Source organism: Streptomyces sp. NPDC007162 (assembly GCF_040634175.1).
Lineage (GTDB): Bacteria > Actinomycetota > Actinomycetes > Streptomycetales > Streptomycetaceae > Streptomyces.
The window spans coordinates 1-9,384 of the sequence record NZ_JBEYFC010000370.1 but is presented as its reverse complement, the minus strand read 5'-3'; the positions used below and the strand labels follow the sequence as shown (position 1 = coordinate 9,384).

General features: G+C 72.5%; 10 protein-coding genes. 8 read left to right on the top strand and 2 right to left on the bottom strand.

Annotated features, from left to right (window positions below):
- The first annotated feature begins 441 nt into the window (after window positions 1-441).
- Window positions 442-1,257, top strand: a complete 816-nt coding sequence (locus tag ABZ646_RS32650) for a tetratricopeptide repeat protein (protein ID WP_360526920.1) — start codon at window positions 442-444, stop codon at window positions 1,255-1,257.
- A 92-nt stretch (window positions 1,258-1,349) separates the two neighbouring features.
- On the opposite strand, the gene ABZ646_RS32645 is transcribed toward ABZ646_RS32650, so the two are convergent.
- Entirely contained in the window at window positions 1,350-2,633 is a 1,284-nt protein-coding gene (locus ABZ646_RS32645) for a DUF1015 domain-containing protein (protein ID WP_360526917.1), read from the bottom strand.
- Window positions 2,634-2,716: 83 nt separating this feature from the next.
- Between ABZ646_RS32645 and ABZ646_RS32640 the strand changes: the two genes are divergently transcribed.
- The 4 genes from ABZ646_RS32640 to ABZ646_RS32625 all read left to right on the top strand — a co-directional run bounded on the left by ABZ646_RS32640 (window position 2,717) and on the right by ABZ646_RS32625 (window position 6,787).
- On the top strand, window positions 2,717-3,745 hold the full coding sequence (locus tag ABZ646_RS32640) for an HAD hydrolase-like protein (protein ID WP_360526914.1): 1,029 nt from the start codon (window positions 2,717-2,719) through the stop codon (window positions 3,743-3,745).
- A gap of 89 nt (window positions 3,746-3,834) precedes the next feature.
- Window positions 3,835-4,878, top strand: a complete 1,044-nt coding sequence (locus ABZ646_RS32635) for an iron chelate uptake ABC transporter family permease subunit (protein ID WP_360526911.1) — start codon at window positions 3,835-3,837, stop codon at window positions 4,876-4,878.
- The gene (locus ABZ646_RS32630; protein ID WP_360526908.1) at window positions 4,875-5,912 is read left to right on the top strand and encodes an iron chelate uptake ABC transporter family permease subunit; all 1,038 of its coding nucleotides are present in this window, start codon (window positions 4,875-4,877) and stop codon (window positions 5,910-5,912) included. The genes ABZ646_RS32635 and ABZ646_RS32630 overlap by 4 nt, the downstream gene beginning before the upstream one ends.
- The gene (locus ABZ646_RS32625; RefSeq protein ID WP_360526905.1) at window positions 5,909-6,787 is read left to right on the top strand and encodes an ABC transporter ATP-binding protein; all 879 of its coding nucleotides are present in this window, start codon (window positions 5,909-5,911) and stop codon (window positions 6,785-6,787) included. The genes ABZ646_RS32630 and ABZ646_RS32625 overlap by 4 nt, the downstream gene beginning before the upstream one ends.
- Here ABZ646_RS32625 and ABZ646_RS32620 read toward each other — a convergent pair.
- On the bottom strand, window positions 6,771-7,118 hold the full coding sequence (locus ABZ646_RS32620; RefSeq protein ID WP_360526902.1) for an SCP2 sterol-binding domain-containing protein: 348 nt from the start codon (window positions 7,116-7,118) through the stop codon (window positions 6,771-6,773). The two genes, ABZ646_RS32625 and ABZ646_RS32620, sit on opposite strands and share 17 nt — an antisense overlap.
- A gap of 42 nt (window positions 7,119-7,160) precedes the next feature.
- On the opposite strand from ABZ646_RS32620, the gene ABZ646_RS32615 reads away from it, so the two are divergent.
- From ABZ646_RS32615 to ABZ646_RS32605, 3 genes are read left to right on the top strand one after another with little or no spacing between them, the layout of a single operon-like run.
- A complete protein-coding gene (locus tag ABZ646_RS32615) occupies window positions 7,161-7,475 on the top strand; it encodes a hypothetical protein (protein WP_360526900.1) in 315 nt (104 codons plus the stop codon).
- A gap of 7 nt (window positions 7,476-7,482) precedes the next feature.
- Window positions 7,483-8,298, top strand: a complete 816-nt coding sequence (locus ABZ646_RS32610; protein ID WP_360526897.1) for a TlyA family RNA methyltransferase — start codon at window positions 7,483-7,485, stop codon at window positions 8,296-8,298.
- Window positions 8,295-9,200, top strand: a complete 906-nt coding sequence (locus ABZ646_RS32605; protein WP_132889008.1) for an NAD kinase — start codon at window positions 8,295-8,297, stop codon at window positions 9,198-9,200. The genes ABZ646_RS32610 and ABZ646_RS32605 overlap by 4 nt, the downstream gene beginning before the upstream one ends.
- Window positions 9,201-9,384 lie beyond the last annotated feature (184 nt).

Here is a 9,384-nt window from a genome sequence, read left to right as displayed (position 1 = left end):
GGCGGTGGCGGCTACGGCCAGCGCGACGACAACCGTGGCGGCAGTGGCGGCTACGGTCGTCGTGATGACCGTGACCGTGGTCCGCGTCGTGACGACCGCGGTGACCGTCCCGCGTTCCGGCGCGACGACCGCCGTGACGACCGAGGTCCCCGTCGTGACGACAACCGCGGTGGCGGCGGATACCAGCGTCGCGACGACACCCGTGGCGGCAGCGGCTACCCCCGCCGCGACGACCGGCGTGACGACCGCGGCCCCCGCCGTGACGACAACCGCGGCGGTGGCTTCCGCAGGGACGATCGCCGTGACGACCGGCGTGACGACCGGCGCGGTGGTGGCTACCCGCGCCGCGACGACCGCGACCGGGACCGCGACCGTGACCGGGAGCCGATCAAGCGGCTGCCGATCCCGGAGGACGTCACCGGCGACGAGATCGACAAGGACGTGCGGCAGGAGCTGCTGAGCCTGCCCAAGACGCTCGCGGACGACGTCGCCAGGAACCTGGTGATGGTCGCGCGGCTCATCGACGAGGACCCCGAGGGCGCTTACGGCTACTCCAGGGTGGCCCTGCGGCTGGCGTCCCGCGTCGCCGCCGTGCGTGAGGCGGCCGGGTTCGCCGCGTACGCGAACCAGAAGTACTCCGAGGCGCTCGCCGAGTTCCGGGCGGCTCGGCGCATGACCGGCAACGTGGACCTGTGGCCGGTGATGGCCGATTGCGAGCGTGGACTCGGGCGGCCGGAGAAGGCGCTCGACATGGCCGGCGCCCCCGAGGTGCACAAGCTCGACAAGGCCGGTCAGGTCGAGATGCGGCTCGTCGCCGCCGGTGCCCGGCGTGACATGGGGCAGCTGGACGCGGCGATCGTGACCCTGCAGAGCCCCGAGCTGGCGTCCAACTCGGTCCAGCCGTGGACCGCGCGACTGCGGTACGCGTACGCCGACGCCCTGCTGGCCGCCGGCCGTGTCGACGAGGCACGGGAGTGGTTCGCCAAGGCCGTGGAGGCCGACCGGGACGGCAGCACGGATGCCTCCGACCGGCTGGCCGAGCTGGACGGGGTCGAGTTCGTCGACGCCCTGGACGAGGACGAGGACGAGGACGAAAACGAGGACGAGGACGGGAACGACGCGAGCGAGGAGGACGACAAGCCGGAGTCCGGCAAGTCGGACTCCGGTGAGTCCGACTCGGTGGCCGACCAGGCGGCCGAAGAGCCCGACACCGACGAAGACACCGACGACACCGACGTCGACACCGAGCGGGACTGATCCCGGCGCGTGACATAGCGGCGTGACACAGCAGAAGGGGCAGGCTCCGATCCGGGGCCTGCCCCTTCCGCGTTCCGCCTTCCGAAGGGCGTTCAGACGTCGAGCGCCCGCAGCACCAGTCCCGAGGCCGGCTTCGGACCGAAGGACGTCGACTTGCGGGGCATCGTCACACCCTGGCGGGCGAGGTCACGGACGACCTCCTCGCGGACCGGGTGCATGAGGACGGCCGTACTGCCGTCCTGTTCGGCCTTGGTGACCGTCGCCGCCGCGTCGTGGATGTAGGCGATGTGGGCGGGGGAGTCCTCGGGGATGTGCCAGACGTGTTCGAGGAGCGTGGTGTGCAGGACGGTGGCGTCCAGGGTGCGCCAGGCGGCCGGGCGGTCCGCCGGGACCGTGCGGGCCAGCAGGTCCGGGTCGGGACGGTCGAGCAGATGGAACACGCCGTCGCCGGCCAGCAGGAACGCGTTGCCGGCGCAGGCCGCGTCCGCGAGCGCCTCCTGTGCTTTCGGCAGGGTCACGTCGAGTCGGCGTACCCGGAAACTGCCCTCGACGGCCGTCAGGGCGTCCGCGACCGGCAGGCCGTGCAGCAGACGGTGGATGGCGCGGACGCGCAGCGGGTAGCGGGCGGTGTCCACGAGGAGCACCAGGCCGTGGTCCCAGGGGCTGGGAGAGGTGTGCTCCGCGCGTAGCCGCAGGTAGGTGGCCCAGCGGTGGTGGCCGTCGGCGATCAGTGCCTGGTGGTGGGCCAGGTCGGACTGGACGCGGGCCACCTCGGCGGGGTCGGTGATCGACCAGAGGCGGTGGCGGTAGCCGTCCTCCGTGGTGGTCGCGAGCAGCGGGGGCCGTCGGGTGGTGGCCTCGACGACCTCGGCGGCGGTGCCGTTGCCCCGGTAGGTGAGCAGGAGGGGTTCCAGGTTCGCCCAGGTGGCGCGCATCAGGGCCGCTCGGTCCGCGACGACCGGGGGCATGACCTCCTCGTGCGGCAGCACCACGCCCTCGGACGGCTCCGAGACGCGCAGGGCGCCGATGACCCCGCGCTGGAGCATGCCGTTGTCGTCGCGCTGTTCGTAGACGTACAGGCCGGGTTCCGGGTCCAGGGCGAGGATGCCCTCGGCCCGCCAGCGGTGCAGGGTGTCCGCTGCCTGTTCGGTGCGGGCGCTGGGGGTGCCGGCCTGGGGAAGGATGAGGCGGACGATGTTGTGCGGGTCCGCGGACTGGAGGTGGTGGACTCCGTCGGGGCGTACGACGACGTCGTACGGCGGGGAGGTGACGGCCGCAAGACTGCCGACCCGGTCCGGGTCGTAGCGAAGGCCTCGGAACGGGGTGAGTTCCAGGCCTCGGCGCTCCGTTGCTTCCGAGTGACCTGCAGTGTTCATCCCGGCATCGTACGTGTGTCAGTGCGTGCGGGATGATCGGTGGGGAAGGCGGGTCGAGCGAGAGTGACAAGGAGCGATGGGGAATGAGCGAGGGCGCCAGGACTGGTCCCGAGGGCAGCGGACAGGCCCTGAGCACGGCGTACGACACGGCGCTGCTCGATCTGGACGGGGTGGTGTACGCGGGTGGCAGCGCGATCGCGCACGCGGTGGAGTCGCTTGAGGTGGCCCGCTCGGGCGGCATGCGTCTGGCGTACGTCACCAACAACGCGCTGCGGACGCCGGACGCGGTGGCCGGGCATCTCACGGAGCTGGGCATCCCGACGGAGGCAGGCGACGTCATCACCTCGGCGCAGGCGGTCGCGCGGCTGATCAGTGAGCAGGTCCCGGCGGGGGCGCGGGTCCTGGTGATCGGGGGCGAGGGGCTGCGGGTCGCGCTGCGGGAGCGGGGGCTGGAGCCGGTGGAGTCCGCCGACGACGATCCGGCGGCCGTCGTGCAGGGGTTCGGCGGCCCGGATCTGCCGTGGGGGCGGTTCGCGGAGGCGTCGTACGCGGTGGCGCGCGGGGTGCCGTGGTTCGCGTCCAACACCGATCTGACGATTCCCAGCGGGCGGGGGATCGCGCCGGGCAACGGCGCGGCGGTGGAGGTGGTCCGGATCGCCACGGGCGCCGAACCGCAGGTGGCGGGCAAGCCGCTGCCGCCGATGCACCGGGAGACGATCCTGCGGACGGGCGCGGAGCGGCCGTTGGTGGTCGGGGACCGGCTGGACACCGACATCGAGGGCGCGTTCAACGGCGGGGTCGACTCGCTGCTCGTGCTGACCGGCGTCACCGACGGGCCGCAGCTGCTGGCCGCGCCGCCGCAGCACCGGCCGACGTATGTGGACGCCGATCTGCGGGGGTTGCTCACCGGGCAGCCGGAGGTGAGCGCCGCGGGTGACGGGTTCCGGTGCGGGGGGTGGACGGCCACGGCCGGAGCGGATGAGCTGGAGCTGTCGGGTGACGGGGAGGCGCTCGACGGGCTGCGGGCGTTGTGCGCGGCGGCCTGGACGGCGGCCGGGGAGGGCTCCTGCGGGCTGGACGGGGGCAAGGCGCTGGCGCGGCTCGGTCTCTGACGACGTCGAGGGCGACGCGCCCGCGTGCTCCGCGGTGTTCGGCGGGACCGGGCACCGCGATGTATGCGAGGGTAGGCTAACCTAACCACGTGTTGGTCGACAGTCCACCCGAACAGCGCGCGGACACCGCCCCCGCGCCCCCGACCCGCCGGGCGATACGGTCCCTTGGTCTTCTCGGGTCCCTCGTGATCCTGGTGCTCGTCGCCCTGGCGAGCATCGCGATCGGTGCCAAGGAACTGCCGTGGGAGCAGGTCTGGCACGGTCTGTTCCACGACACCGGGACGTACGGGGACGTGGTCGTCGACGAGCGGCTGTCGCGGACCGTCCTCGGTCTGCTGGCCGGTGCCGCTCTCGGTCTGTCCGGGGCGGTGCTCCAGGCGCTCACCCGCAACCCGCTGGCCGACCCCGGGCTGCTCGGCATCAACGCGGGTGCGTCGGCCGCCGTGGTCACCGCCATCACCTTCTTCGGCGTCACCACGCTGAACGGCTATGTGTGGTTCGCGTTCGCCGGTGCGGCCGTGGTGGGTGCGCTGGTGTGGTTCCTGGGCGGCAGCCGGGGTGCCACCCCGGTGCGGCTCGCCCTCGCGGGCACCGCGATCAGCGCCGCGCTCTACGGCTATCTCCAGGCCGTGATGATCACGGACGGTGCGGCGCTCAACAAGCTGCGTTTCTGGACGGTGGGTTCGCTGGCCTCGGCGAGCAACGCGACGATCGAGCAGGTGCTGCCGTTCCTCGGGGCGGGCGCCCTGCTCGCCCTCGGCCTGGCCCGGCCGCTGAACGCGGTGGCGATGGGCGACGACACGGCCCGTGCCCTCGGCGCGAACCTGGGCCGTACCCGGGCCCTCGCCATGCTCGCCGCCACCGTGCTGTGCGGCGCGGCCACCGCGGCCTGCGGTCCGATCGCCTTCGTCGGTCTGATGGTGCCGCACGTGGTGCGCTCCTTCACCGGCCCGGACCTGCGCTGGATCCTGCCGTACGCGACGGTCCTGTCGCCGGTGCTGCTGCTCGGTGCCGACGTCGTCGGCCGGGTCGTCGCCCGTCCCTCGGAGCTCCAGGTCGGCATCGTGACCGCGGTCATCGGCGGCCCGGTCTTCATTCTTCTCGTACGACGGCGGAGGACGGCCCAGCTGTGAGGAACACGCGTGTCCTGCGCACCCCCGGCGGGTTCTCCGTGCGGGCGGACGTGCGCGCCCTGGTCGTCGTGGTGGCGCTGCTGCTGGCCGCGGCCGCCGCGAGCGTCGTGCTGATCGGCACCGGAGACTTCCCGATCTCCTTCGGTGACGTGCTGAGGACGCTGGCCGGCAACGGCACCGCCGGGCAGGAGTTCATCGTCGACGAACTGCGGCTGCCGCGGGTCCTGGTCGGTCTGCTGGTCGGTGCCTCGCTGGGGCTCGGCGGCGCCCTGTTCCAGGCGATCTCCCGCAACCCGCTGGGCAGCCCGGACGTCCTGGGCCTGTCCCAGGGCGCCACGTCCGGCGCGCTCGTCGTGATCGTGCTGATGTCCGGCAGCACCACCCAGGTCACCGTCGGTGCGCTGATCGGCGGACTGCTGACCGGTCTCGGCATCTATCTGCTCGCCTGGAAACAGGGTGTGCACGGCTACCGCCTGGTCCTGGTCGGTATCGGTGTCTCCGCGATCGTCACCGCGGTCAACGGTTACCTGCTCACCAAGGCCGACCTGGTCGACGCCACCCGTGCGGTCGTCTGGATGACCGGCTCCCTCAACGGCCGTGACTGGAGCCAGGTCCGGCCGCTGCTCGGGCTGTGCGCGGTCCTCGTCCCGCTGGTCCTCGCCAACGCCCGGGGCCTGCGTATGACGGAGATGGGCGACGACGTGTCGTACGCCCTCGGGGTGCGGGTGGAGCGGGTGCGGATGCTGCTCATGGTGTCCGCGGTGCTGCTGACCGCGGCCGCCACCGCCGCGGCCGGTCCGGTGAGCTTCGTCGCGCTCACCGCACCGCAGCTGGCGCGCCGCCTGACCCGCTCACCGGGACCCAACCTGGTGGCCTCCCTGTGCATGGGCGCCACCCTGCTCGTCACCGCGGACTGGGCGTCCCAGCGCGCGTTCGGCGCCGACCAGCTGCCCGTGGGCGTGGTCACCGGCGTCCTCGGCGGTGTCTACCTGCTCTGGCTCCTTGTCACCGAGCGCAGGGCCGGCCGGATATGAGCCCGATTCCCACCGGCGGGACGAACAACCCGAGGAGCACTGTGAACCGCCTGTCCGCCGAGAACGTCACCCTCGCCTACGACCAGCGTGTCATCGCCGAGCAGTTGTCGGTGGAGATCCCCGACAACTCCTTCACGGTGATCGTCGGTCCCAACGCCTGCGGCAAGTCGACGCTGCTGCGCGCCCTGTCCCGGATGCTCAGGCCCAGCGAGGGCCGGGTGCTCCTGGACGGCCAGGTCATCCAGTCGATGCAGGCCAAGAAGGTCGCCCGCACCCTCGGCCTGCTCCCGCAGTCGTCCGTCGCGCCCGACGGCATCACCGTCGCCGACCTGGTCGGCCGGGGCCGCTACCCGCACCAGGGCCTGCTGCGCCAGTGGTCGGCCGAGGACGAACGGGTCGTCCAGGAGGCGATGGAGCAGACCGGGGTCGCCGAACTCGCCGACCGGTACGTCGACGAACTCTCCGGCGGGCAGCGCCAGCGGGTCTGGATCGCCATGGCGCTCGCCCAGCAGACCCCGCTGCTGCTCCTCGACGAGCCGACCACCTACCTGGACATCCAGCACCAGATCGACCTCCTCGACCTGTGTGCCGAACTCCACGAGGAACAGGGGCGGACCCTCGTCGCGGTCCTGCACGACCTCAACCACGCGGCGCGGTACGCCACCCATCTGATCGCGCTCAAGGGCGGCCGGGTCGTCGCGGAGGGCGCCCCGAACGACATCGTCACCGCCGGACTGGTCGAGGAGGTGTTCGGGCTGGCCTGTCAGGTGATCGACGACCCGGAGACGGGAACCCCGCTGGTGGTGCCGGCGGCCCGGAAGGCGAGGGCCGGCGCGAGGGGGGTCGCGGCGACCGGGGTCACAACAACTTCCTGAGCCGGAACAGGTCCAGCAGGTTCGCCTCCAGCTTCACCCGGCCCGAGCCCCAGGCCCCGGCGAAGTTCAGCTCGCCGTCGACCAGGGCCACCAGGTCGTCGCCGGCCATGGCGAGTCTGATCTGCGCCTTCTCACGCGGCGGCCCGGGGAACGTCTCCGCCACCTCGATCCGGCCGCCGGTGAGCCGGCCGGCGAAGGTGACGTCCAGGTCGGTGATGTGGCAGCTGACCGTGCGGTCCATGGCGGCGGCCGCCCGGACGTCGCCCTCGGCGCCACCCATGTTGTGCGAGAGCTTCTCGAGTGCGGCGCGGCACTCCTCGATCGTGGCCATCGCGATCGACGGTACCCCAGCGGTTCGGGGTAGCGTCGGGGCATGACCGACTCTGTGCCCGAGGGCCCGGTGGCAGAGGCGGCGGAGACGAACCCGGCCGCGGTACCCGCCGAACCCGAGTACGACCCCGCCGCCCCCGCCCCCCTGGACGTCCCCCGCACCCCCACCGGCAGCGCCGAGGTCGACGCCCTGCTCGACCGCCTGGGCGACGTCGACCACCTCGGCACCGACGGGCATCTGGAGGTGTACGAGGATGTACACCGGGGACTGCGCGACGCGCTCACGGCGCTCGACACCCGCCCGGGACCTCCGGGACCCCCGGTGCCCGCACCGTCGTACCACCAGAGCAGGAGCTGAACCCACCGTGGCAGGAGTCGCACGTCGCCGTCTGGACGCGGAGCTGGTCCGCCGGAAGCTGGCGCGCTCGCGCGAGCACGCCAGCCAGCTGATCGCCGCCGGGCGGGTGTCCGTCGGCAAGACCGTCGCGACCAAGCCGGCCACGCAGGTGGAGACCGCCGCGGCGATCGTCGTGCAGAACGACGACAGCGATCCCGAGTACGTGTCCCGGGGCGGGCACAAGCTCGCGGGCGCACTCCAGGCGTTCGTGCCGCGGGGGCTCGTGGTGGCCGGGCGGCGGGCGCTGGACGCGGGCGCGTCGACCGGCGGGTTCACCGATGTGCTGCTGCGGGCGGGCGCCGCGCACGTCGTCGCCGTCGACGTCGGATACGGCCAACTCGCGTGGTCTCTGCAGAGCGATGAACGCGTCACCGTCAAGGACCGTACGAACGTACGCGAGTTGACGCTTGAAGCGATCGATGGGGAGCCTGTGGATCTTGTCGTGGGTGATCTGTCCTTCATCCCGCTCGGGCTGGTGCTGCCGGCCCTGGCGCGGTGTGTGAAGGCGGACGCCGACCTGGTGATGATGGTCAAGCCGCAGTTCGAGGTGGGCAAGGAGCGACTGGGCAGCGGGGGAGTCGTACGCAGTCCGCAGCTGCGGGCGGAGGCCGTGCGGGGGGTTGCCGACAAGGCGTGGGAGCTGGGGCTCGGGGTGAACGGTGTCACCGCGAGTCCGCTGCCCGGGCCGTCCGGCAACGTCGAGTACTTTCTGTGGCTGCGGGCCGGCGCACCCCAGTTGGATCCGGCCGACGTTGACCGTGCAGTGGCGGAGGGGCCGCGTTGACACAGAACCGAGCTCGTACTGTTTTCCTCCTCGCCCACACCGGGCGGCCCGCGGCGATCCGCAGCGCCGAGCTGGTGGTGAAGGGGTTGCTGGCGGCGGGAGTCGGCGTACGGGTACTGGATTTCGAGGCCCGCGACCTGCCGCTGCCCGACGAGGTCGAACTCGTCGAGGAGGCGTCGCCGCACAGCCTCGACGGCTGTGAGCTGCTGATCGTGCTCGGCGGCGACGGGACGCTGCTGCGCGGCGCCGAGTTCGCGCGTGCCTCCGGGGTGCCGATGCTCGGCGTCAACCTCGGGAGCGTCGGGTTCCTCGCGGAGGCCGAGCGGGACGACCTGGACAAGGTCGTCGACCGGGTGGTGAGCCGGGCGTACGAGGTCGAGGAGCGGATGACCGTCGACGTCGTCGTGCACCGCAACGGGGACATCGTGCACACCGACTGGGCGCTGAACGAGGCGGCCGTGCAGAAGGCGGGCGCCGAGAAGCTCCTGGAAGTCGTGCTGGAGATCGACGGGCGGCCGGTGACGGGGTTCGGGTGCGACGGCATCGTGCTGTCGACGCCGACCGGGTCCACCGCCTATGCCTTCTCCGCCGGCGGGCCGGTGGTGTGGCCGGAGGTGGAGGCGCTGCTGATGGTGCCGATCTCCGCGCACGCGCTGTTCGCGAAGCCGCTGGTGACGTCGCCGGACTCGGTGCTCGCGGTGGAGGTGCTGCCGCACATCCAGCCGGGGGTGCTGTGGTGCGACGGGCGGCGGACGGTGGAGCTGCCGCCGGGGGCGCGGGTGGAGGTGCGGCGGGGGGCGGTGCCGGTGCGGCTGGCGCGGCTGCACCACGCTTCGTTCACGGACCGGCTGGTGGCGAAGTTCGCGCTGCCGGTGTCCGGGTGGCGGGGGGCGCCGCACTAGCGGTAGCCGCACCGTGACACAGCCCCGCGCCTCTGGGGTTCTCCACTCGCCCGGGTGACAGGGTGCCTCGCGCTTCGGCTGCCCTACCTCGTACGCGCCTGGCCGTGTCGGTGGACTGCTTGTTGCTCATCGCCACGACCACGCGCGCCGTGGCTCGCCCGTTCTCCGTGAGGAGGTCAAGGCT

What these genes read in the sequence shown, in the direction of transcription:
- ABZ646_RS32645 (WP_360526917.1), bottom strand. Translation starts at nt 2,633, where the DNA reads ATGAACACTGCAGGTCACTCGGAAGCAACGGAGCGCCGAGGCCTGGAA.
- ABZ646_RS32625 (WP_360526905.1), top strand. Translation starts at nt 5,909, where the DNA reads ATGAGCCCGATTCCCACCGGCGGGACGAACAACCCGAGGAGCACTGTG.
- ABZ646_RS32615 (WP_360526900.1), top strand. Translation starts at nt 7,161, where the DNA reads ATGACCGACTCTGTGCCCGAGGGCCCGGTGGCAGAGGCGGCGGAGACG.
- ABZ646_RS32620 (WP_360526902.1), bottom strand. Translation starts at nt 7,118, where the DNA reads ATGGCCACGATCGAGGAGTGCCGCGCCGCACTCGAGAAGCTCTCGCAC.
- ABZ646_RS32640 (WP_360526914.1), top strand. Translation starts at nt 2,717, where the DNA reads ATGAGCGAGGGCGCCAGGACTGGTCCCGAGGGCAGCGGACAGGCCCTG.